Consider the following 22,847-nt stretch of genomic DNA (forward strand, 5'->3'; position numbering starts at 1 on the left):
GAATGACAGCCATGGAAGACCAGTCGCCCGATGCCGGTTCGACCGACCGGCCACAGGTGATCGAGACCCTGGCCCAGTTGCGCCTGCGTGAACTCCTCGGTCAGGTGCAGGACCGGATCTCCGAAATCGTCGGCGTCCGTGACCAGATGGATCGCCTGATCGAGGCGATGCTCGTGGTCACCGCCGGTCTGGATCTGGACAATACGCTGCGCTCCATCGTGCACACCGCCATCGAACTGGTCGACGCGGGCTACGGCGCGCTAGGCGTCCGGGAGACCGACCCGGCCTCCCAGCAACTGTCCGAATTCGTCTACGAGGGCATCGACGACCGGACCCGGGTGCTGATCGGCGACCTGCCGCGCGGCCACGGAGTACTCGGCCTGCTCATCGAACAACCGAAACCCATTCGCCTGGCGGACCTTTCGACACATCCCTCCTCGGTCGGCTTCCCCGCCCACCACCCGCCGATGAGCACCTTCCTCGGCGTTCCGGTGAAGGTCGGCGACGAGGTTTTCGGCAATCTCTATCTGACCGAGAAGGCGGACGGCCTGGAATTCACCGAGGACGACGAGGTGGTCGTGCAGGCACTGGCCGCCGCGGCGGGCATCGCGATCGCGAACGCCCGGCTCTACGAACAGTCCCGGGTCCGCCAGCAGTGGCTGGAGGCGACCCGGGATGTCGCCACCGAACTACTCGCCGGTGGTGAACCCGGCGAGGTCCTCGAACTCGTGGTCGACCGGTCACTGACCCTCACCCGAGCCGCCTGCACATTCCTCGCCCTGCCCGAAGACCCCGACCTCCCCCAGCAGGAGGTGACCGAGCTGATGCTGGTCGCCGCCGCCGGTGTCGAATCGGACATCCTCACCGGACAACGCATTTCGGTCTCCGATTCGGATGCGGGCGAAGCGTTCCGCAGCGGCGAACTGGTGGCCGCCGACAAACTCGCCCACACACCGCTGTTCGACTCCCCCGGCGCATACGGCCCCGCACTGGTGCTGCCGCTGCGGGCGGACCACTCGGTGATCGGCGTCCTCACCATCGTGCGTCCCGCCGAAGCGCCGCCACTGGACACCGCCGGGCAGACGATGATGGCCGCCTTCGCGGATCAGGCGGCACTGGCACTGCAACTGGCGCATACGCAGCGGCAGGCGCGCGAACTCGATGTGCTCTCCGAACGTGACCGGATCGCCCGCGATCTGCACGATCACGTCATCCAGCGGCTCTTCGCGGTCGGACTCTCGTTGCAGGGCACCGTGCAGCGGGCGCACAGCCCGGAGGTACGGGCCCGGCTCAGTGACACCATCGACGACATCCAGTCGGTCGTGCAGGACATCCGGCATTCGATCTTCGATCTGCACAGCAGCACCTCCGCCGATACCCCGCGTCTGCGTAAGCAGCTGCACGAAGTGATCGCGGAGATGACCGCGGACAGCGAACTACGCACCACCGTCCGGCTGGCGGGTCCTGTCTCCGTGTTGAGCCCGGAGCTGTTCGACGATGTCGAGGCGGTATTGCGCGAGGCGGTCAGCAATGTGGTCCGGCACGCGTCGGCGACCCAGGTATCGGTGCTGCTGCTGGTACGCGACGACGTCACCATCGAGGTGACCGATAACGGAGTCGGCCTGCCCGGCAATCCGGCTCGCCGCAGCGGTCTGGCCAATCTGGCCGCGCGCGCCGAGCAGGCGGGCGGCACCTTCGGTATCGAATCCGGCTCCGAGGGCGGTTCGGTATTGCGCTGGTCGGTGCCGTTGACCTGAGCTTACGAGCAAACCGTTGCCGCCCCGACCGCGCCGTGCCCGGCGATCCCGCTACGCACCTCGTCCAGGCCCACCGAACGCCGGTGATCAGCAATGAGCTGAGCGGTAGCCGACTCGCGGTTCGAGAGCTCGGGATGCCGATGGAGGCGGCGTCATAGATTAGCTTCAAAGTAGCTGTACAAGCTCTGTGGCGCGGTTGCGACCGGCGGAAACGATCGCCGCTCCGGGGCCGCGCGGTAGTATCCGACCGATGGGTCTCCTCTGCTCCCGACCCTGCTTCCCATGCCTGAACCACCACGTGATCTACCACCCGAACGACTCACGAGGAGTAACGATGGCAAAGAACGTCGCCGACGGTATGTGGGAAATGCTCGTCTCCGCGGGCGTGCGAAGGTGCTACGGCATCGTCGGCGACGCCCTGAATCCGGTGATCGCCTCCATGCACCGGAACGGGGAGATCGACTTCGTGCATGTCCGCCACGAGGAGTACGGCGTCTTCGCCGCCGTCGCCGAAGCCTGCCTGACCGGGCGGCCGGTCGCCGTCTGCGGTACCGCGGGCCCCGGGGTCGCGCACCTGATCAACGGTCTGCTCGACGCCCGCAAGGAGGGCGCACCGATCATCGCTATCGCGGGCGACAGCGAAACGGCTGTGCTGGACAGCAATACGGTCGAGGAGCTCAACCCGTACAAATTCTTCGATACCGCCGCGCTCTACATCGGCCGCATCGGCAATGCGGCGCAGCTGCATCACGTGGTGAGCAGTGCGATCACCGTCGCGCTCGCCGAGCACGGCCCGACGGTCATCGCGTTGCCGGGTGACGTCGCGATGCAGGACGCGCCGAAAGTCTCCCTGCGCGTACCGATTCCATCCACCATGGTGGGTCCGGCCGCACCGGACGATATCAGCGCGATGGCCGAGCTGATCAATGCGGGCGCCAAGATCGCCATATTCGGCGGTGACGGCTGCGCCGACGCGGGCCCGGAAGTTCGCGCGCTCGCGACGAAACTGCGTGCACCGGTGGGATATTCACTCAAGGGTAAGCAGTGGCTCGAACACGGCAACCCCAATGCGGTCGGAATGACCGGCCTGATCGGGTACGGCGGCTGTTGGGAGGCCGTCAATCACTGCGATGTCCTGCTCATGCTCGGCACCGACTTCCCGTTCGCGAACTTCCTGCCGCACCGCAAGGTCAAGATCATCCAAGTAGATCGCAATGCCCGCCACCTCGGCAGGCGAATTCCGATCGAACTGGGTGTCATCGGCGATGTCGGCGCCACCGTCGAAGCGCTACTGCCATTGGTCGAACCCAAGACCAGCGAACGGTTTCTCGGCAAGTGCGTGCGCGAGACCGAGCGCTCCATCGCACGGATGCGGCACTACGTGACCAAGGGGCCCGAACTCACCCCGATCCGGCCGGAGTACCTGGCCACGATTCTCGACGAGGAGGCCGCCGACGACGCACTGTTCTTCGCCGATACCGGCACCGCCGTGATCTGGGCGGCCCGGCACATCCACTACGGGCCGAAACGTCGTCTGTTCGGGTCGTTTTCGTGGGCGTCCATGGCCAACGCCTCCCCCAATGCGTTCGGTGCACAACTGGCCTTCCCCGGTAGGCAGACCATCGCTCTCTGCGGCGACGGCGGATTCACCATGTTGGGGCTCGGCGACCTGCTGACCGAGGTGCAGCGAGAGGTTCCGGTCGTGCACGTGGTGCTGAACAACAGCATGCTCGACTTCGTCAATATCGAACAGCAGGAGGCCGGGCTGGTCCCCTACGGCACCGAGTTCCAGAATCCGGATTTCAGCCGGGTCGCCGAGGCCATGGGCGCCAAGGGAATTCGCGTAGAGGACCCCGTCGAGTTGCGGACCGCGGTGCGAGAGGCGCTGGCCCACCGGGGCGGACCGGTCGTACTCGACGTACTCGTCGACAAGTACGCGCTGGCGATGCCCGGTCACATCCCCGCCAAGACCGCCACCGGATTCACCCTCAGCCTGGCCAAACAGACCCTGGACGGGCACTTCGACGACGTGCTGGAGACAGCGGCCCACAACGTCCGACTGCTGTGACCGCGGCGCGATCGCGCCCAGCCGATGCCGCGCGGCCACAGCCGGTCCACCGGCACCGGCCGCGCGACGCACCGCACAGCCCGTCCGCGAAGGAGAACCCCGTGACCGCCCGGAACCACATCAACCGTCGCCGGCGCCTCGGCTCGGCACTGCTGATCGCGGCGGCGGCGCTGACCGCTGTTCCGGCGGTCGCCATCGCCGACCACTCCGTACCCGAGGGCCTCGGCTTCTATACCGCGCCCGAGGACCGCATCCCCGGGCCGCACGGTTCGCTGATCTGGACCCGCACGCTTACCGGCGACCCAGGCTTGCCCGGAGCGCGCAATCAATTGGTGCTCTACCGCTCCGTCGACGTCCAGGGGCGACCGATCGCCGTATCCGGCACCGTGGCGGTGCCGGCCACCTCCCCGCCCGAAGACGGTTGGCCGCTCATCTCCTGGGCGCACGGCACCACCGGCGTCGCCGATATGTGCGCACCCTCCCGCGACACCGGTCCCGACTACCCCGCACACGACTACACCGCGCTGGTCCGCGAGGTGCAGGCGCGCTGGATCGCCGCGGGCTACGCCGTCGCCCAGACCGACTACCAGGGTTTGGGTACGCCCGGCCCGCACGGTTATCTGATCGGCGCCGCCGAACAACGCGCCGTCACCGATATCGCCCTCGCGGCCCGCGAACTCGACCCTTCGATCGGCACCCGCTGGGTGGCGGTGGGCCACTCCCAGGGCGGTCAGGCCGCGATCTTCACCGCGGCCCAGGCTCAGCAGTGGGCCCCGCGACTCCAGTTGCTCGGTTCGGTCGCGCTGGCACCCGCCTCGCACACCGCCCTCGTCGTCGAATTGGCCCGGATCAGCACCGCCGCCGGTGTCGCGTCCGCCGCCGCCACCTTTACCGACAACGCAACGGCTTTCCTCCCCTTGCTGATTCGCGGCGCCCAGACGGTCGCCGAGATCGACCCGGCCCGCTTCCTGACCCCGCGGGCGCTCGGCCTGCTGCCGACGGCCGACAACGGCTGTATCGGCCAGCTACGGTCCCCGGACGAATGGGGCGGCCTGCCCGCGGGCACTGTCTTCACCGCCACTGGCGACACCGGCCCGTTCAGCCGTGTTCTCTACGACAACGACCCCGGCCACCTCCGATTCGGCCCGCCGTTGCTGGTCCTGCAGGGCGGCGGCGATACGACCGTCCCGCCGGCCGCGACCGACGCCATGGTCGCCGAGATGCGTCTCACCGCCCAGCCCGTCGACTACCGCACCTATCCGGGCGTCGACCACCGCGCCGTCCTGGATGCCTCCTACCGGGACGTATTCACCTGGACCAACGCACGCTTCGGGCGGTAGGCGGACTCAGTCGACGATCAACACGATGAGCCGGCGCGGGATATGCCGGTCCGGGGCGTCGGCATCGATATCCACGCCCGCCGTCGGCCCGCTGAACCAGGTGATCTGGCGTCGGTGGTCGAGCCGGTCGATGACCTCGAGCAGCGTCGATCCGACCTGTTCGGTGCGGACGACGCAGAGGTGACAATCGGGGGCCAGGGTGGGCGCCCGCCGCCCCTGGCCCGCGCTGCCGTCCAGGACGATGACGCCGGAATCGGCGACCGCGGCGGCACAGGTCGTGATCACGGCATCGGCGCTCGCCAGCTCACCCGGCGGCAGGAACGGACTGTCGTCGATGACGTGGTGCTCTTCCTCGGCCGCCCATGCCCGCAGCCAGTCGCCGGGCAATCCCTGTGGCGCCACCACCGAACTCGCGCCGTACAGGTCCAAGACGGTGCGCACGGTCTCCGGAATATCCGGCTCGATCAGGTGATACACCTGCGCACCATAGTGTTTCAGGCGTTCGGCGAACAGGTCGACCAGGGCGGTCCGGTCGCCGGAGGAGGGGTCCGACGGGTGTCGCCGGTGTGCTCGTGACATCGGGACCAGACGTTCGTCATCGGGCAGCTCGATCAACGCGTCCCGGATCCGGCGCAGCAATTCCTCGCGTGAATTCATCGCCGCCCGCCGTTCCCGACAGTGCGAACGGCGCCGATGCTCTCGACCAATGCACAACTCCCCCAGCGGTTTCCGCTGCACCCACCAGTTGCTCCACGATAGATTCGCGATCGTAGCGCACATCGGCGATTCCGGCTGAAGGGACGCACGGCCGGATCACACCGAGGCTTCGGCGGACCGTGCGCCGTCGTGGTGCACGGCCTCCAGTTCCAACCCGGTCTTGTCGGCGTCGACGCGCACCGTGTCACCGGATGTCAGCGCACCGTCGAGCAATAACCGGGACAACTTGTTGTCCAACTCCTTCTGGACCGTTCGGCGCAGCGGGCGGGCACCGTACTCGGGCTGGTAGCCGTGGTCGGCCAGCCAGTCGACGGCGGGATCGGTGATATCGAGATCGATATCCTGGGCGCGCAGCAGCCGTCGGGTGCTGTCCAGTACCAGATCGACGATGTTGTGGATCTGCTCGTGGTCGAGCCGGTGGAAGATGATGGTGTCGTCGATCCGGTTCAGGAATTCCGGGCGGAAATGCGCGCGCAACCGCTCCATCAACCGATCGGTGATCGCGTCCGGATCGTCCTCAGGCGCGGACAGGATCAGATCGGACCCGATATTGCTGGTGAGAATGACGATGGTGTTCTTGAAATCGACGGTGCGGCCACGGGCGTCGGTGACCCGGCCGTCGTCGAGCAACTGCAACAATACATTGAAGACGTCCGGGTGCGCCTTCTCGATCTCGTCGAACAGGATCACCGAATACGGCTGGCGGCGCACCTTATCGGTCAGCTGCGCGGCATCCTCGTAACCGACATATCCGGGCGGGGCGCCGACCAGTCGCGATACCGTGTGCTTCTCCTGGAATTCGCTCATATCGAACCGGATCAGCCGATCCTCGTCACCGAAGACAGCCTCCGCCAGGGCCTTTGCCAGCTCGGTCTTGCCGACGCCGGTGGGGCCGAGGAACAGGAACGATCCGATGGGCCGCTTCGGGTCCTTCAGCCCGGCCCGCGCCCGGCGCACCGCCTCCGCGACCGCGACGATCGCCTCGTCCTGTCCGACGACCCGCTTATGCAGCGCCTCTTCGAGTTTCAGCAGCCGCTCGCGCTCCTCGACGGTGAGGTCGGCGACCGGAATACCGGTATGCCGCGACACCACCTCGGCGATATCGGTGGCGGTGACCTCCGGGGGCTCCTCGGTCTCGAGCTCGTTGATCGACGCCTCGAGTTCAGCGATCTCGGTCTTGAGCGCCGTCGCTTTCTCGTAGTCCTCGGCCGCGACGGCCGCGTCCTTCTCCCGCCCCAGCCATGAGAGTCGCTCCTCCTTGGAGCGCAGATCCGGATTCGGCGTCTTGGTACGCAGTCGAACCCTGGCGCCCGCCTGATCGATCAGATCGATCGCCTTATCCGGCATGAAGCGGTCGGTGACGTAGCGGTCGGAGAGTTCCGCGGCAGCGATCAGCGCCTCGTCGGTGTAGCGCACCTGGTGGTGCTCCTCGTAGTTGTCGGCGAGTCCACGCAGGATCTCGATGGTGTCGAGCACCGAGGGCTCCCGCACCAGCACCGGCTGGAAGCGCCGCTCCAACGCCGCGTCCTTCTCGACATGTTTGCGGTATTCATCGATGGTTGTCGCCCCCACCGCGTGCAGATCACCGCGGGCCAGTGCCGGTTTGAGCAGGTTGCCCGCGTCCATCGAACCCTCGGAACCGGCGCCCGCTCCGACGATGGTGTGCAATTCGTCGATGAAGATGATCAGGTCGTCCGAGTGCGCCCGCACCTCGTCGAGGATCTTGGTCAGCCGCTCCTCGAACTCGCCGCGATACTTGCTGCCCGCCACCAGTGAACCCACGTCCAGCGCGACCACCCGGCGCTCGGCGAGCGTGCTCGGCACATCACCGTTGACGATGCGCTGCGCCAAACCCTCCACGATCGCGGTCTTGCCGACACCGGGGTCACCGATCAGCACCGGATTGTTCTTACGCCGCCGCGACAGGATCTCGACCGTCTGCTCGATTTCCTCGGCCCGGCCGACCACCGGGTCCACCTTTCCGGCCCGCGCCTCGGCCGTCAGATCGCGGCCGTACTCGTCGAGCGTCGGCGTCTCGTTCTGTGCCCGGCCCGCCCCGACCTGTTTCTTGCCACCGAACAGCAATACCTGGGCGGCCGGGCTGTCGTGGTTCGAGGCCACACCGAGCAGGATGTGCTCCGGCCCGATGTAACTGCTGCCCGCCTCTGCCGCGGCGCGCTGGGCGGCGCGCAGAGCGAGTTTCGCGGCCGGGCTCAACGTGAGCGGCTCGTCGGCGGGCTCCACCGCCAGGCCGGTATCGGAGACGGTCCGCATCTGCTCGGCGATCTTGTCCGGGTCGTGCCCGAGTTCGGCGAGGATGCTACGTCCCGGCTCGGCCTCGGTCGCCGCGTAGAGCAGATGTTCCGGGGTCACCTCGGGGTTGCCCCAGTCCAGGGCCGCCTCGCGCGCGGAACCGATCAGCAGCTTGGCGTTGTCGGTCATCAGCCGGCCGAGGTCGATCCGCTGAACCGGCGGTTTCGCCGCGAGACCCGGACCGAAGAAGCGCTGGAAGATGTCGTCGAAGGAATTCATCGAACTGGGCCAAGCGTGGGTCATGTCCACCTCGCTCCATCGGCGCCGCCGGTCGGCGCGCACGGGATCACGGACGGCGCCGAGCAAATTTTCGACATCTCAGCACCAACGGACTTCTCGGTTGCGTACGCGTTCGCCACCCGGCCGGAGTTCGACTCGGGCCACTCACGCAACGTACCGCCGCGCGATACGGCGTCGCAACCAGTCGGTTCGATCTTGATCCGCCCGCGGTGGACCGTGATCGGTTCGATATCCAGGGGCGCCCGGCCATTGTTTCGATCTCGTCATACGCTGCAACAGTGACAATAAGAAACCGCCGCGCACCCGCGCCGACCGGGAGCTGACCCGCCCGTGTGCCGCACCCTCGCCGAACTGGACGCCGCGGTGTCCGAATGCCGCGCATGCCCGCGGCTGGTGGCATGGCGCGAGCAGGTCGCGCGCGAGAAGCGGGCCGCATTCCGGGACGAAATCTATTGGGGTCGACCGGTTCCCGGCTACGGACCGGATGACGCCCGACTGCTGGTGGTCGGGCTGGCTCCGGCCGCGCACGGCGGGAATCGCACCGGGCGCATGTTCACCGGTGACCGCAGCGGCGACGTGCTCTACGCCGCCATGTACGCGGTGGGATTGACCAATCAGCCGACGGCCGTGCACCGGGACGACGGCCTGCGGCTCCTCGGTGCGCGCGTCACCGCGCCGGTGCACTGCGCGCCGCCCGGCAATAAGCCGACACCCGATGAGCGCGACCGCTGCCGGCACTGGCTGGAAACCGAACTGAGGTTGCTGGCACCCACATTGCGCGCCATCGTCGTCCTCGGCGGCTGGGGTTGGCAGGCGCTGATGCCCGCGCTCGCCGAAGCCGGCTGGATCGTGCCGCGACCACGCCCGAAGTTCGGCCACGGCGCGCACCTACTGCTCACCCCCGCACGCGACGATCGTGAGCCGCTACACGTATTCGGCTCGTACCACGTCAGCCAGCAAAACACCTTCACCGGCAGACTGACGCCCGCCATGCTCGAGGAGGTGCTCGCCGCCGCGGCGACCGCAGCCGGAATCGAGCCGCGTCCGCATCGTTGAGCGCCGGACAGCGCGCACGCGGGTCTGACGCCCACCCCGGTCGGCGTCAGACCCTGCCCGCACCACGCCGGTGCAGCGCGAGCTGGAGCTCGAGCAACAGCCGGTCCGCCGGATCGGTCAGCCCGATGCCGGTGATCTCCTCTACCCGACGGATCCGATAGCGCAAGGTATTCGGATGCACCTGTAGCGTCGCGGCCGCGCTGCGCACATCACCGTGTTCGCGCAGATATATCTCGACGCTCTCGCGCAGATTCGCCGAATGCCCGCGGTCGTAGTCGAACAGGGCCTGGAGACGGGGATCGTGCAGCTCCGGGCGGGCGCGCAACAGGTCGAGAATCTCGCCGAGCAGCACCGCGGTACGCGATTCGGCCAATGTGGTCACCCGCCCCTTCGGGAAGGTCGCGGCGGTGCTGTCCAGCACCCGGTCGACCTCGGTGCGGGCCGCGGCGACGCCGCCCAGATCGGGCACCGGCACCGCGATCGCGGCCCGAAGCTTTACGGACCGTTTGCTTTCCAGCTGGTCGACAAGCTGGCGCGTCCACGCGGTGACCGCGCGCTCGGACCGGTAACCGGGCAGCAGGATATAGATCCGCTCGCCCAGCACCATGGTCACCGAATCGCGGCGAAAGGAGCTGGCGTGCAACCGGATCACGCTGGCGAGGCTCGAATTGTCATTACCCGCGGGCATATCCGTCAGCGCGAAACCGAGCACAGCGGCCGGGCCCGATACCGGAATATTCAATGCGCTGGCGACGGAGGGCACATCGACGCCGTCACCACGGGCGCCGAAGAGCCGCTGGATCAGCAGCGCCTCGGTGGACGGCGCGTCCAGGATCCGGGAGATGATGCGCGCGGCGATCGCGGACGCGCCGCGCAGCACCTGCGCCGCATCCGGTTTGAACGGACGGTCGCCCTGCTGCAACCAGATCGAACCGAGTAGGCGCGGTGTGCCGCGGCCCTCGGCCTGCTGGCGGATACTCACCACCAGCCTGCGTTTGATATCCAGTTCCGGATGCGCGGGCACATCGATCACCTCGTCGGTGCGGCGCAGCCGGTCGAATACACCCCATTCCCTCAGCACCCGCAGATAGTCGCTGGGTCCTTCGCGGCCGAGGATGGACCGGATGCGCAGCGGGTCGGCCGCCTCACCGGAGGCCGAATACGCCAGCACATGCGATCCGGGGTCCTCGATGGAGACCATGCCGCCCGCGTGCTGGGCAACCAGTTGGGCCAATCCGAACAGGTCGGTATCGGTGGCGAGTAGTTCCGAGCTCATAGCTACGCCCCTTCGGCCAACCGGACAACAGATTGATCCCATCTTTGTCCAACCGGCTCATTCTTCGCGGCGGATTCCCGAGTTGACTCGCGGTCATTCGAAATGTGTCTCAGCACACAGGCCCGCACCCACGACAGGAGTTCTGATGGACGCCATCGCGACCACGCCCCAGCCGGTGAACGAGCCGGTCGCAACCTTCGCCCCCGGCAGCCCGGAACGGGCCCGCCTGCGCGCGAAGCTGGCCGAACTCGCCGCGACGCCCACCGAGGTGCACAACGTCATCGGGGGTCACCACCGCCGCACCGAGGGCCCGATCATCGAGGTCGTCCAACCGCACCGGCACGCCGCCGTACTCGGTACCGTCACCGCGGCGGGGCCCTCGGACGCGCGCGACGCGGCCGAGGCGGCCACCGCCGCGGCGCCCGGCTGGCGCGCGCTCTCCTTCGAGGATCGCGCCGCGATCTTCCTCCGGGCCGCCGACCTGCTCGCCGGGCCGTGGCGCGAAACCATCGCCGCCGCCACCATGCTCGGCCAATCCAAAACCGCGTACCAGGCCGAAATCGACGCACCCTGCGAACTCGTCGACTTCTGGCGTTTCAATGTGCATTTCGCGCGCCAGATCCTGGCCGAACAGCCGATCTCCACCCCCGGGATCTGGAATCGGCTGGAATACCGCTCGCTCGAGGGTTTCGTCTACGCGATCACCCCGTTCAACTTCACCGCCATCGCGGGCAATCTGCCCACCGCGCCCGCGCTCATGGGCAATACCGTGATCTGGAAGCCCGCGCTGACGCAGTCGGTCGCGGCGTACTGGACCATGAAGCTGCTGGAGGCGGCGGGTCTGCCGCCCGGCGTCATCAATCTGGTACACGGTGCCGGACCGAAGATCTCGGACGTACTGCTTGCCGACCCCCGGCTGGCCGGGGTGCATTTCACCGGTTCCACCAAGACATTTCAACACCTCTGGCGCGCGGTCGCCGCGAATATCTCGGAGTACCGGTCCTATCCGCGGTTGGTCGGCGAGACCGGCGGCAAGGATTTCGTCCTCGCGCACAGCTCGGCCGACCCGGAAGTGTTGACCACGGCGCTGATTCGCGGCGCCTTCGACTATCAGGGGCAGAAGTGCTCGGCCGCCTCGCGCGCCTTCATCCCGAAGTCGGTGTGGGCGAAGATGGGCGCCGACTTCATCGACAAGGTCGGCGCGCTGCGCTACGGCGACGTCACCGACTTCGCCAATTTCGGTGGGGCGCTGATCGATCGACGCGCATTCGAGCGCAATTCCGAGGCCATCGCGCGGGCCAAGGCCACCACCGGTCTGACCATCGCGGCGGGCGGCGGCGTAGACGACAGCGTCGGATACTTCGTCGACCCGACCGTATTGCTCGGCGACGACCCGAGCGACGAGGCCTTCCACACCGAATATTTCGGGCCGATCCTGGCGATCCACGTCTACGACGATGACGTCGCGGGATCCTTCGAATCCGCCCTCGACCTGGTTGATCGGGGCTCGGCATACGGGCTGACCGGTTCGATCATCGCCGACGACCGCACCGCGATCGCCCGGGCCACCGACGGCCTGCGCTTCGCCGCGGGCAACTTCTACATCAACGACAAACCGACGGGCGCGGTCGTCGGCCAGCAGCCGTTCGGTGGCGCCCGTGCCTCGGGCACGAACGACAAGGCGGGCTCGCCGCAGAACCTCTTGCGCTGGACCTCGGCCCGCACCCTCAAGGAAACCTTCGTTCCGCCCACCGACCACCTGTACCCGCACCAGACCCCCGAATCGGAGGAGAACCGATGACCGCCGCCGCACTACTGCGACCCGCCATGCTGGCCGCCTCCCGTTCCCCGCGCCTCGAGCGCACCATCACACGGATGTCCACGACCAAGAAGCTGGTCGACCGTTTCGTCGCGGGCGAATCCGAGGACCAGGCGATCGATGCCGCCCGCGCGCTGCTGGATTCGGGACGCTTCATCTCGATCGACTATCTCGGCGAGGACACCACCGATATCACGCAGGCGCGCGCCACGGTGGCGCACTACCGACAGCTGCTGTCGGTGCTCGCCGACGTTCCGACCGGCGCCGGATCGGTTCGGCCGCTGGAGGTTTCGCTGAAACTGTCGGCTCTCGGCCAATCGCTGTCCGGCGACGGCCATCGCATCGCCCTGGCCAACGCCCACGAAATCTGTACCGCCGCGGCGCAAGCCGGTGTCGCGGTCACCATCGACGCGGAGGATCACACCACCACTGATTCCACCCTGTCCATCGTCGGTGATCTGCGCGCGGACTTCCCCGACCTCGGCACGGTGCTCCAGGCCTACCTGAAGCGCACCGAGGGCGACTGCCGCGCACTGTCGGGGCCGGGTTCGCGAATCCGGTTGTGCAAGGGCGCGTACCAGGAGCCCGCCACGGTCGCCTATCAGAGCAAGGCCGATGTCGACGGCTCCTATCTGCGCTGCCTGCGAATCCTCATGGATGGCAGGGGTTATCCGATGGTGGCGACACACGATCCCGTGATGATCCACGCCGCCCAGCGCTACGCCCGCGAGCGCGGACGCGGGTCCGGCGGCCTCGAATTCCAGATGCTCTACGGCATCCGCGACCCGGAACAGCGCCGTCTCGTCGAGGACGGATACCACCTGCGGGTCTACCTGCCCTACGGCGACCAGTGGTACGGCTATTTCATGCGCAGGCTGGCCGAACGCCCCGCCAATCTGGCCTTTTTCCTGCGTTCGCTGACCCCGGCGAACCGACGCTGACACGCGGGCGGACCGTCGCCTTGTCCGGTCGGCCAATCACCGCTGAACAATATTTATCCAACTCACCGATCACAGCGGCACCGTGGTCGGATTAGCTGATCTCTGCTCAACAGTGTGACCTGCGTTACGCGCCGTCGCGTCAGCGCAGAGGAGGAAAGGAAGCCGCATGTCCCTCGCGGAGTTGCGCAGCCAGATGTTGCGTCGCAAACCCCTCGGCCGGATCGAAGAGGAGTCCGAACCAGCGGACGAGCAGCTGGCGCGCTCGCTCGGCCTGTGGCAGCTGACGGCGATCGGCGTCGGGGGCATCATCGGTGCGGGCATCTTCACCCTGGCCGGGGCGGTCGCACACTCTGTCACCGGTCCTTCGGTGCTCATCTCGTTCCTGATCGCGGGCGTCGCCAGCGCCGCGGCCGCGCTCTGCTACGCAGAATTCGCGGGCATGATCCCCAAGGCGGGCTCGGCCTACACCTACGGCTATGTCTCCCTCGGTGAGATCGCGGGCTGGTTCATCGGCTGGGATCTGCTGCTGGAATACGTCGCGGTGGCGGCGGTGGTCGCCATCGGCGTCTCGGGGTATTTCCGATTCCTGTTGGAGCAGGTCGATATCGAGCTACCCGACTGGATGATGGGCGCCGCGGGCACGGGCGAGGGCCACGTCATCGACGTCTTCGCGATGCTGTTCTGTCTCGGTACGGCATGGCTGCTCTCGCGCGGTATCCGCAGCGTCGGCCGCTTCGAAACGGTCGCCGTCGGCATCAAGGTCGCCCTCGTGCTGCTCATCATCGTGCTCGGTGTCTTCCATATCGATAGCGCCAACTACACCCCGTACTTCCCCTTCGGTACCGCCGCGGTGTGGACCGGCGCGGCCACCGTATTCTTCGCCGTCTTCGGCTACGACGCGATGAGCACCGCCGCCGAGGAGTCGACCGAAGGCAGGAAGCATTTGCCGAAGGCGATCATCTATTCGCTGGCCATCGCGATGGTGCTGTACGTGCTGGCCACCCTGGTGCTGACCGGTATGCAGAAGTACACCGAGATCAGCCCGACCAGCGGCTTCTCCACCGCATTCGAATCCGTCGGCATGCCGGGCGTCGCGAATATCATCGCGATCGGCGCCATCGTCGGCATCGTCACCGTGGTGCTCACCTTCATGCTCGGCGTGACCCGCGTGTGGTTCGCGATGAGCCGCGACGGACTGCTGCCGGAGTGGTTCGCCAAAACCCACCCGGTCCGCAAGGTACCGACCCGGGTCACCTGGATCGTCGGCATCGGCGCGGCCGGTATGGCGGGTCTGCTCGATATCACCGTGGTCGCCGAGCTGACCAATATCGGCATCCTGATGGCTTTCATCGTGGTGTCGGTCGCGGTGATCGTATTGCGGCGCACCCGGCCCGACGAGCCGCGCACCTTCCGATTGCCGTTCATGCCGGTCATCCCGCTTGTCGGCATCGGGTTCTCGATCTACCTGATCTGGTCGCTGCCATGGCAGACCTGGGTGCGGTTCGCGGTCTGGCTGGTCGTCGGCCTGGTCATCTACCTCATGTACTCCCGCACCCACTCCAAGCTCGAGCGGCCCACCTCGGAAGCGCCTCCGATGGCAACCACCCCCTAGGCGATCCGATATCGCCGGACATTCTCGACCGATGAGGGGAGCGCGGTCGTTGTCGAATCGGACTCCGATGAGCACCGCATTCGACACCGACCGCGCTGTGCTGTCAGCGGCCGCGGGCACTCCGGCCGCGCACGCGGATCGTGAGCACTGCCAGACCCGAGGCGAGCACCACGAGCCCGCACCACGACACCGCGGGCAACCGCTCACCGAGCACCGTGGCGCCCAGCAGTGCCGCGACCGCGGGCTCGGCCAGGGTCAGCGTGGTCGCCACCTCGACGGAGGTGTGGCGCAGGCCGTACCCGAAGAGCCGGTAGGCCAGGAAGGTGGTGCAGACCGCCAGGTGCAGCACGACCGTCACACCGCGAAAGGTGGTGAGCCAGGCGGAATTCGTGACCAGCAGCACCGGCGACACGAGCACACCGGCCATGCCGAACATCACGCCCATGACCGATCCCGACGGATGTCCGCGGGCAATGAGACCACCGCCTATCAGCGAGTAGACGACATAGGTCAGTCCACCGCATCCGGCCAGCAGGAAACCGATCAGATCGACCGTGGCGGTCTCTCCCACCAGCTGCGGCCCGAGCACCAGGACACCGCAGCCGAGAACGGCCGCCACGGTGGCGGCGGCCCACCGGCCGGTGGGCCGGGACCGTCCGGTGATCCAGGTCAGCAGACCGGCGAAAACCGGTGCGCTGCACAGGGCTACGACCGTGGCAACGGCGACGCCGGTGCGGGCCACTGCGGGGTAGAAGGTGATCGGATACCCCGCGACGGCCACCGCGCCCGCGGTGAGCAGCCGCCACTCGGCGCGGGTGTAGGCCGGGCGGCGGCCCGCGGTCAGGAAGAGCAGCAGGCCGCCGAGGACCAGACCCGCGGAACCGATCGCGGCGGCGGGAGCCGCGGCGGGAGCCAGGGTACTGGCGGTTCCGGTGGTGCCCCACAACACGGCGGCCGCAAGGATCGGGACGGGCCCGGTCCAGGGGCCGGCGCGGTGGGACTCGGTGAGCGAATGAGAAGAGAGGGTGACATCGTGGGACACAGCCGTGAACTTCCGTTCTCGAATTCCGTGGGGAGTTGGATTCGAAACGGGCGCACGACGAAAGCCCTGGCCACCTACCGGTCAGCCATGGCGCGGAGCAGATCTACCGCAGGTGCGCCCGGTCAGGCGACCGGGGGCGGGGTAACGCGGTGCCAGTAGGTGTTGTCATCCACGCGTCGATACTACCGCGTGGTAGATATTGCCAAGATGCCGAGGATTCTTCGGATGTACGATGATCAGCCGCAGCATATTCGGTACCGTGACGTCGTGAGTGAGCGACGTCGACGAAGTATCGACACCCCGGGGCGGCGCGGCGAGCGCACCGCGGACCCGGCCCCCGCTGCACCGCGTCCGCGCGGCACGGTCCCCATCGATGAGATCGACCGGGTCCTACTCGACCAACTCGCCCGCGACGGCCGCATGACCAACAACGCGCTCGCCGCCGCCGCGGGGATCGCTCCGTCGACCTGCCTCGGCCGGGTGCGCGCGCTGGTCGAACGCGGGGTGATCCGCGGCTTCCACGCCGAGATCGATCCCGCCGCGCTCGGCCGCGGCTTGCAGGCCATGATCGCGGTTCGCCTGCACGGCAATTCGCGCAAACACCTGGCCGAGTTCGGGCAGCAGCTCTCGGCGCTGCCCGAGGTGCTCAACGTCTACTTCATCGCGGGCGCCGACGACTACCTGATCCACGTCGCCACCGCGAACACCGACGAGTTGCGCACCTTCGTGCTCGCCAACCTCAGCGCTCACCCGGCGGTGTCCTCGACCGAGACGATCCTGATCTTCGAGCATCTACGACCCCGTGCGTCGGTGGCGCAGGGCTGATTTCGACCGTCCGGGGCGGGACGCACCGCCGCAGCCGTCGGCTCGCCCCCTCAGGCCGCGACCAGTCCCCGTGCCGCGTAACCATGTGCGGCGGCGACCGATTCGGACAGCAGGTGGCCCCCGTGTGTGCTCAGTCCCGCGGCCAGACCGGAATCGGCCGTCACCGCCTCGCGCCAGCCGCGGTCGGCCAGCGCGACGACATAGGGCAGGGTGGCGTTGGTCAGCGCGATGGTTGACGTATTCGGTACCGCGCCGGGCATATTCGCGACACAGTAGAAGACTGATTCGTGCACGCGGTAGGTGGGTTCCGCGTGAGTGGTGGCGCGCGAATCCGCGAAGCAACCGCCCTGGTCGATGGCGATATCGACCAGCACGGAGCCCGGCTTCATCTCGGCGACGAGATCATCGGAGACCAGGGTCGGCGCTTTGGCGCCCGGCACCAGTACCGCACCGATCACCAGATCCGCCGCGCGAACGGTGTTCTCGACTTCGAAGGCATTGGACGCGATCGTTCGCACTTGGCCACGGTACTGCTCGTCCACCGCGCGCAGCCGCGCGATATTCAGGTCGAGCACGGTCACGTCGGCGTGCATGCCGACCGCTACGGCGATCGAATTGCGGCCTGCCACACCGGCTCCCAATACGACAACCCGGGCGGGCCGCACCCCGGGAACTCCACCCATCAGCACGCCGCGCCCGCCTTCGCTGCGCATCAGATGATAGGCGCCCGCCTGCGGTGCGAGTCGGCCCGCGACTTCGCTCATCGGCGCCAGCAGCGGCAGCGATCCATCGGGCGCGGTGACCGTCTCGTAGGCGATCGAGGTGATGCCGGAGCCGAGCAGCGCGTCAGTGCAGTCCTTGGACGCCGCCAGATGCAGGTAGGTGAACAGCACCTGGTCCGCGCGCATCCGTCCGTACTCCTCGGCCACCGGCTCCTTCACCTTGAGCACCAGGTCGGCGGTCTCCCAGACCGCGTCGGCCGAATCCAGCACCCGCGCCCCGACGGAGGCGTAGGCCGCATCCTCGAAGGCCGAGCCGCGACCGGCGCCGGCCTCGAGGAATACCTCGTGTCCGCGAGCGACAAGCTCATGCACCCCGGCAGGCGTGCACGCCACCCGGTACTCATGATTCTTGACCTCGCGTGGGATTCCGATTTTCACCAGCACTCCTGAATGTCGACTCGGGTAGGCGGATCGCTTCAGAAGTGAGTATGAAAATAATTCAAGATCAGTGCTAGTTATCTGAATATGATTCTCAAATTGAGCGCTATATCAGCGTGATCGTCGAACATGGGTGGGCCCTGGGTGTCCGGCTCGAATCATCTTCGGTGGCGGATCGGCCCGCCGCGAGGGTGCCGAAACCGGGGATCAGCGTGGCGGGGGCGTATCGCGCCGTGCGGACCAGACAATGCCGACGGGCCCCGAACACCTCGTGTCCGGGGCCCGTCGGCGCGGTGTCGGAGCCGGAATTACACCGACACCGGATCCTCGATGGGGAAATCGAACGCGCCACGGGAGTCCGGTGCGGCGACGCGGATGGCATCGGCGGCCGCATCGTCGGGCTGCATATTGGAACGCAGTTCCGCCTCCACCCGCGCCAGGTAGGTCTCGACCTCGCGGGCGATCTGCGCGTCGTCCCAGGCCAGATGCGGGGCGACCAGCTTCGCGACCTCGGCGGCCGTATCCATACCGCGGGCGCCGGTCTCGACCGACAGCCGGGTGCGGCGGGCGAGGATATCGTCGAGGTGCAGCGCGCCCTCGTGCGTCACCGCGTAGACGATCTCGGCCTTCAGGTAGCGCGAATTACCCAGCGGGGCACCGAGTTCCGGATGCGCCGCGATCAGATCGCGCAGTTCGGCGACGGCACTGCCGTAGCGGCCGAGCAGATGTTCGACGGTGGCCATATCGACGCCGAACTCCTCCGCCAGGCGAACCCGCGACAGCGACAACTCGCGATATCCGTGCGCACCGATCAGCGGCACCCGCTCGGTGCACGAACGCGCCACGCGCCCCGGCAGATCCGCGACGGCCAGGTCGACAGCATCCTTGGCCATCACCCGGTAGGTGGTGTACTTACCGCCTGCCACGATCACCAGACCCGGCACCGGATTCACCACCGTGTGCTCGCGGGAGAGTGCGCTGGTCGACTCGGAGTTACCCGCCAGCAGCGGGCGCAGCCCGGCGTAGACACCGACGATGTCGTCGTGGCCGATCGGGGTCTCCAGCAGGCGGTTCACCTGCGCCAGGATGTAGTCGATATCGGCGCGGGTCGCCGCGGGATGCGCCAGGTCGTGATCCCAGTCGGTATCGGTGGTACCGATGACCCAATGTTCGTCGCTCCACGGACACGGGATGACGAACAGCAGACTCTTCTCGGTCTCGGTGATCAGACCGGTTTCGGAGTCGATGCGGTCGCGCGGGACCACGATGTGCACGCCCTTGGAGGTGCGGATACGGAATTGGCTCGGCCCGCCGAGCATGTCCTGGATCTCGTCGGTCCACGGCCCGGCGGCATTGATGACGCGCTTGGCCCGGACCTCCAGGTGCCGACCGGATTCCAGATCGTGCACCAACGCGCCGACGACGCGGCCGTCTTCGCGCAGGAAGTCGATCACCCGCGCACTGGAGGCGACGAGCGCGCCGTGTGAGGCGGCGGTGCGCGAGAGCATCATCGTATGCCTGGCGTCGTCGAGTTGCCCCTCGTAGAAGCTGACGCCGCCGTATACGGCGCCGCGCTTGGCGCCGGGGAAGCGGGCCAGCGTAGTGCGCTTGCCGAGATGCCGATGATGCTGCGGCACACCGCGTCCCGCGCCGAGCACGTCGTAGACACCGACACCGGCGCCGACCCAGGCGCGGTCGAGGCCGGGCCGCTCGAGCGGGTAGACGAATTCCACCGGCTTCGCCAGATGCGGGGCGAGAGTGTCCAGAATTAGCGAACGCTCGCGCAGCGCCTCGAAGACCAAGCGAAAATTGAGCTGCTTGAGATAGCGCAGACCGCCGTGGATCAGCTTGGAGGAGCGACTCGAGGTGCCGGAGGCGTAGTCCCTGGCCTCGACGAGTCCGACGGTGAGTCCGCGGGTGACAGCGTCGAGTGCGGCGCCGGCGCCGACGACACCCGCCCCGATCACCAGCACGTCGAGTTCGGTGCGCGCCATGGTATCCAGTGCGCGCTGCCGGTGCCGTGGGCTCAGTGCGACGGGGGCGGTGAGCGAGCGGTCGGCCATGGCGATATCTTTCTGTGCTCGAATCATGTTGCGCACATTCGTCTTTCTAGTAGTCGCGGGGATATCGCCCCGCTGCGATGAAGTGTGTGGCACCTGCACGGTCCGCTCAGCCCCCGGTCCGCGGCTCGGCGGGGATCCAGTCGAGGGTGCGGCCGACGGCCTTGCCCCAGCCCTCGTACCCCGCGGCGCGCTGATCCGCGGTCCAGTGCGGATGCCAGCGTTGGCTTTCCTGCCAGTTCTGCCGCAATTCCTCGGCGCTGCCCCAGAATCCGACCGCCAGCCCGGCCGCGTAGGCGGCGCCGAGCGCGGTCGTCTCCGACACCACCGGGCGGCTCACCGGAACTCCGAGTACGTCGGCCTGGATCTGCATGCAGAGATTGTTGGCGGTCACTCCCCCATCGACCTTGAGAACTTCCAGTGCCACGCCCGAATCCTTGAACATCGCGTCGGCGACATCGCGGGTCTGGTAGCAGATGGCCTCCAGGGTGGCGCGGGCGATGTGGGCGTTGGTGGCGAAACGAGTCAGGCCGACGATCGCGCCGCGAGCGTCCGAACGCCAGTGCGGCGCAAAGAGACCGGAGAAGGCGGGCACGAAGTACACACCCCCGTTATCCGGCACCTCCCCGGCCAGCGTTTCACTCTGGGACGCGCCCTGGATGATGCCGAGTTGATCGCGCAGCCACTGCACGGCGGAGCCGGTGACGGCGATGGAACCCTCCAGCGCGTATACCGGATCCTCGGTGCCGAAGCGGTAGCACACGGTCGTGAGCAGCCCGTTATTCGAACGCACCGGTGTCACACCGGTATTCAGCAGCAGAAAATTGCCCGTTCCATAGGTGTTCTTCGCCTCACCCGCCGACAGGCAGACCTGGCCGATCATGGCGGCCTGCTGATCGCCGACGGCCGCGGCGACCGGCACCGCGGCGGCCAGCGGACCGGTGGTCACCGTATGCCCGTACAGATCCGGATCGGCGGAGGGACGGATCGCGGGGAGCATGGCGCGCGGGATGTCGAAGAGCGCGAGCAATTCGTCGTCCCAGTCCAGGGTTTCGAGGTCCATCAGCATGGTGCGGCTGGCGTTGGTCACATCGGTGACATGCACACCGCCGCGGGTGCCTCCGGTCAGGTTCCACAGCAGCCAGCTGTCGATGGTGCCGAACAGCGCGTCACCGCGGTCGGCGGCCGCGCGGACACCCTCGACATTGTCGAGGATCCAGCGGAGCTTGCCGCCGGAGAAGTAGGTCGCGGGCGGCAAACCGGTGCGGTGCCGGATGAGATCACCCGCGCGCGCCTCCAGATCCGCCGCGATGCGATCGGTACGGGTGTCCTGCCAGACGATGGCGTTGTAGTAGGGGCGACCGGTGTGACGGTCCCAGACCACGGTGGTTTCGCGCTGATTCGTCACGCCGAGCGCGGCCAGGTCGGCGGCACGCAGGCCGTGCGCGTTCAAGGCGGTCTGAACGACGGCGCAGGTGCGCTCCCAGATCTCCACCGGGTTGTGCTCGACCCAGCCGGGGCGCGGCAATATCTGCTCGTGCTCGAGTTGGTGGCGGGCGATCACCGTGCCCGCGCGGTCGAAAACCATGAAGCGGGTACTGGTGGTGCCCTGGTCGACCGCTCCGATGAGGTCCGGCATCGCCTGTCTTCCCTGTCGTGGATGTCTCGGGCGACCCCCCGCGGCCGATCGGCGCCCCTGCGTCGGTCCGGTCCGGTGAGCCGATTCCGAAGGTAAAGAGCGAGCAATGGGCGGACAATCAGTCCAATTCGACAATGTCGAACGATTTCCAGGGCAACCGCTACAGTGGACGCCGTGCCAGGACCGATTCAATCGATCGAGCGAGCCGCCGCCATCATGAGTGTGGTCGCCGACGCCCCCTTCGGCATCGGCGTCGGCGAGTTGGCCGCCGTGCTCGGGCTCCCGAAACCCACCGCGCACGGACTGCTGCGCACCCTCCAGCGGGTCGGCTATATCGACCAGGATGCCGGGTCCGGCAAATATCTCGTCGGTGATGCCGTGCTCGACCTCGCCGCCGGGCGGCTCGACACCAACGTGCTGCGGTCCTACGCGATGAACTGGGCCGACACCCTCGCGGCGCGATCGGGCGAATCGGTCCGCATCGGCGCGCTGCGCGGCGACAGCGTGGTGATCGTGCATCATGTCTTCCGGCCCGACGGCAGCGCCCAGGTGCTGCGCATCGGCTCCGAATTGCCGCTGCACGCCACCGCCTTGGGCAAGATACTGCTGGCGTACACGCCGGGGCTCACCGAACGCAGCACGGGCGGTGGGCCGCTCGCCTTCACCCGGCGCACCATTACCGCACCGCGCGCACTCCAGACCGAGATCGCGCGGGTGCGCGGCCAGGGACATGCCGACGACAACGGCGAATTCTCCTCCGAGCGGGCCTCGGTGGCCGCGCCGATCCGAGACTCCGGCGGTCGCGTCGTCGGCGCGCTCGGACTCGTCGGGTCGGTGGACCGGATCACCGAGCGCGGTACCGGCCCGCGGGCCAAACTCGTCGAGCTCGTACGCAATTCGGCCGTGGCCATATCCCGGGACCTCGCCGCGGACCGGCCGCGGGTGAACCGATGAGGCCGGGCGCCGCGCCGACGAGCCGGTA

The 22,847-nt window shown here is 67.6% G+C and carries 15 protein-coding genes and 1 pseudogene; 9 read left to right on the top strand and 7 right to left on the bottom strand.

The features are described from left to right. Window positions 1–11: 11 nt before the first annotated feature. The 3 genes from AB0H61_RS09510 to AB0H61_RS09520 all read left to right on the top strand — a co-directional run bounded on the left by AB0H61_RS09510 (window position 12) and on the right by AB0H61_RS09520 (window position 5,165). Entirely contained in the window at window positions 12–1,757 is a 1,746-nt protein-coding gene (locus tag AB0H61_RS09510; protein WP_357301323.1) for a GAF domain-containing sensor histidine kinase, read from the top strand. A 334-nt stretch (window positions 1,758–2,091) separates the two neighbouring features. After that, window positions 2,092–3,825 (top strand): thiamine pyrophosphate-dependent enzyme, encoded by a 1,734-nt coding sequence (locus AB0H61_RS09515; RefSeq protein WP_357301081.1) that lies wholly within the window; start codon window positions 2,092–2,094, stop codon window positions 3,823–3,825. A gap of 101 nt (window positions 3,826–3,926) precedes the next feature. Beyond that, entirely contained in the window at window positions 3,927–5,165 is a 1,239-nt protein-coding gene (locus AB0H61_RS09520) for a prolyl oligopeptidase family serine peptidase (protein WP_357301084.1), read from the top strand. 6 nt (window positions 5,166–5,171) lie between these two features. On the opposite strand, the gene AB0H61_RS09525 is transcribed toward AB0H61_RS09520, so the two are convergent. Both AB0H61_RS09525 and AB0H61_RS09530 read right to left on the bottom strand, forming a co-directional pair. Continuing rightward, window positions 5,172–5,822 (bottom strand): LUD domain-containing protein, encoded by a 651-nt coding sequence (locus AB0H61_RS09525; RefSeq protein WP_357301087.1) that lies wholly within the window; start codon window positions 5,820–5,822, stop codon window positions 5,172–5,174. A gap of 156 nt (window positions 5,823–5,978) precedes the next feature. Next, window positions 5,979–8,438 (bottom strand): ATP-dependent Clp protease ATP-binding subunit, encoded by a 2,460-nt coding sequence (locus tag AB0H61_RS09530; RefSeq protein ID WP_357301090.1) that lies wholly within the window; start codon window positions 8,436–8,438, stop codon window positions 5,979–5,981. Between the two features lie 327 nt (window positions 8,439–8,765). Between AB0H61_RS09530 and AB0H61_RS09535 the strand changes: the two genes are divergently transcribed. Beyond that, on the top strand, window positions 8,766–9,491 hold the full coding sequence (locus AB0H61_RS09535) for a uracil-DNA glycosylase (RefSeq protein ID WP_357301093.1): 726 nt from the start codon (window positions 8,766–8,768) through the stop codon (window positions 9,489–9,491). A gap of 46 nt (window positions 9,492–9,537) precedes the next feature. On the opposite strand, the pseudogene AB0H61_RS09540 reads toward AB0H61_RS09535, so the two are convergent. Next, window positions 9,538–10,758 (bottom strand): annotated as a pseudogene (locus AB0H61_RS09540) (helix-turn-helix domain-containing protein); the annotation flags it as partial. A 154-nt stretch (window positions 10,759–10,912) separates the two neighbouring features. Between AB0H61_RS09540 and pruA the strand changes: the two are divergent. The 3 genes from pruA (at window position 10,913) to AB0H61_RS09555 (ending at window position 15,139) form a co-directional block, all read left to right on the top strand. Next, window positions 10,913–12,568 carry an L-glutamate gamma-semialdehyde dehydrogenase gene (gene pruA, locus AB0H61_RS09545; protein ID WP_357301096.1) on the top strand — a complete coding sequence of 552 codons (1,656 nt, stop codon included), beginning with the start codon at window positions 10,913–10,915 and terminating at the stop codon, window positions 12,566–12,568. Further along, a complete protein-coding gene (locus tag AB0H61_RS09550; RefSeq protein ID WP_357301099.1) occupies window positions 12,565–13,527 on the top strand; it encodes a proline dehydrogenase family protein in 963 nt (320 codons plus the stop codon). The genes pruA and AB0H61_RS09550 overlap by 4 nt, the downstream gene beginning before the upstream one ends. A gap of 166 nt (window positions 13,528–13,693) precedes the next feature. Further along, entirely contained in the window at window positions 13,694–15,139 is a 1,446-nt protein-coding gene (locus AB0H61_RS09555) for an amino acid permease (protein WP_357301102.1), read from the top strand. 103 nt (window positions 15,140–15,242) lie between these two features. Here AB0H61_RS09555 and AB0H61_RS09560 read toward each other — a convergent pair whose 3' ends face one another. Continuing rightward, a complete protein-coding gene (locus AB0H61_RS09560; RefSeq protein WP_357301105.1) occupies window positions 15,243–16,181 on the bottom strand; it encodes an EamA family transporter in 939 nt (312 codons plus the stop codon). A 291-nt stretch (window positions 16,182–16,472) separates the two neighbouring features. On the opposite strand from AB0H61_RS09560, the gene AB0H61_RS09565 reads away from it, so the two are divergent. Further along, window positions 16,473–17,006: an Lrp/AsnC family transcriptional regulator gene (locus tag AB0H61_RS09565; RefSeq protein WP_357301325.1), complete on the top strand. Its 534-nt coding sequence runs from the start codon at window positions 16,473–16,475 to the stop codon at window positions 17,004–17,006. Window positions 17,007–17,056: 50 nt separating this feature from the next. Here the strand turns inward: AB0H61_RS09565 and ald are convergent, their stop codons facing one another. From ald to glpK, 3 genes are all read right to left on the bottom strand, one after another. Beyond that, window positions 17,057–18,166, bottom strand: a complete 1,110-nt coding sequence (ald, locus tag AB0H61_RS09570; protein WP_357301108.1) for an alanine dehydrogenase — start codon at window positions 18,164–18,166, stop codon at window positions 17,057–17,059. Window positions 18,167–18,474: 308 nt separating this feature from the next. Continuing rightward, the gene (locus AB0H61_RS09575; protein ID WP_357301327.1) at window positions 18,475–20,160 is read right to left on the bottom strand and encodes a glycerol-3-phosphate dehydrogenase/oxidase; all 1,686 of its coding nucleotides are present in this window, start codon (window positions 20,158–20,160) and stop codon (window positions 18,475–18,477) included. 175 nt (window positions 20,161–20,335) lie between these two features. Beyond that, entirely contained in the window at window positions 20,336–21,865 is a 1,530-nt protein-coding gene (gene glpK / locus AB0H61_RS09580) for a glycerol kinase GlpK (RefSeq protein ID WP_357301111.1), read from the bottom strand. A gap of 174 nt (window positions 21,866–22,039) precedes the next feature. Between glpK and AB0H61_RS09585 the strand changes: the two genes are divergently transcribed. After that, window positions 22,040–22,819: an IclR family transcriptional regulator gene (locus AB0H61_RS09585; RefSeq protein WP_357301114.1), complete on the top strand. Its 780-nt coding sequence runs from the start codon at window positions 22,040–22,042 to the stop codon at window positions 22,817–22,819. Window positions 22,820–22,847: the final 28 nt, after the last annotated feature.

This window comes from Nocardia sp. NPDC050710, from assembly GCF_040654375.1.
GTDB lineage: Bacteria > Actinomycetota > Actinomycetes > Mycobacteriales > Mycobacteriaceae > Nocardia.

Bases quoted from the DNA above. Each gene is read 5' to 3' on its own strand.
- glpK (WP_357301111.1), bottom strand. From the start codon at position 21,865: ATGCCGGACCTCATCGGAGCGGTCGACCAGGGCACCACCAGTACCCGC.
- pruA (WP_357301096.1), top strand. From the start codon at position 10,913: ATGGACGCCATCGCGACCACGCCCCAGCCGGTGAACGAGCCGGTCGCA.
- AB0H61_RS09510 (WP_357301323.1), top strand. From the start codon at position 12: ATGGAAGACCAGTCGCCCGATGCCGGTTCGACCGACCGGCCACAGGTG.
- AB0H61_RS09515 (WP_357301081.1), top strand. From the start codon at position 2,092: ATGGCAAAGAACGTCGCCGACGGTATGTGGGAAATGCTCGTCTCCGCG.
- AB0H61_RS09550 (WP_357301099.1), top strand. From the start codon at position 12,565: ATGACCGCCGCCGCACTACTGCGACCCGCCATGCTGGCCGCCTCCCGT.
- AB0H61_RS09530 (WP_357301090.1), bottom strand. From the start codon at position 8,438: ATGACCCACGCTTGGCCCAGTTCGATGAATTCCTTCGACGACATCTTC.
- AB0H61_RS09555 (WP_357301102.1), top strand. From the start codon at position 13,694: ATGTCCCTCGCGGAGTTGCGCAGCCAGATGTTGCGTCGCAAACCCCTC.
- AB0H61_RS09525 (WP_357301087.1), bottom strand. From the start codon at position 5,822: ATGAATTCACGCGAGGAATTGCTGCGCCGGATCCGGGACGCGTTGATC.
- AB0H61_RS09575 (WP_357301327.1), bottom strand. From the start codon at position 20,160: ATGGCGCGCACCGAACTCGACGTGCTGGTGATCGGGGCGGGTGTCGTC.